This window comes from Bacillus sp. 05T31 (genome assembly GCF_056396725.1).
In genome coordinates this window covers 1-593 of the sequence record NZ_JBFTMA010001253.1, presented here as the reverse complement: position 1 = coordinate 593, position 593 = coordinate 1, and the positions used below count along the sequence as shown (strand labels likewise).

The 593-nt window shown below is 28.3% G+C and carries 1 pseudogene; it reads right to left on the bottom strand.

The annotated features are described in order from the left end of the window. Positions 1-162 precede the first annotated feature (162 nt). A pseudogene (locus tag AC1DJR_RS32755) lies at positions 163-593 on the bottom strand (ATP-grasp domain-containing protein); the annotation flags it as partial.

Here is a 593-nt window from a genome sequence, read left to right as displayed (position 1 = left end):
GTAAATAAATTAAAATTGCATAATAAAAAAGTTCACTCCTTCTATAAATGTAGATAAGGAGTGAACTTTTTTATTATGCATTATGATAATTAGAATTATACGAAACTTGATTTTAGTATATTTTTATCAGTTGGTGTATATATCTTGTTTTTTATGTTATATTTATTCTTTTTGGATTTCAAATGAAATTTCTTTAGCTGCTTTTAAAGCTATTTTTTTAGCTTCTGTTTTAAAATAGGATGCTGCTAAAACGTAGCCACATCGATGTCCCATTGATGTAGGTGGTTTTAAGACAGTTCCTTTTTTAGGTTTTATATAAACTTTCTCTACACCAGGATAGTTAGAACTACGGTTTTTCCCTGTAACTCGAATTAGTTTTCCTTTAGATTTAACTGTTAGGTAATGAGCGTACACATATTTATAATGTTTTTTATTTAGTGAAGGTTTATTTCCTAACATTAACTGAATAGTCTCTTGCACTAAGTTGATTCCATGTCCAATTTCAATTATATCATTCATTGCTCCACCTGATATTCTGGGATTTATCTCAATTAATTTCCAAACATCTTTTATTCTCCGGAGTTCTAGATGAC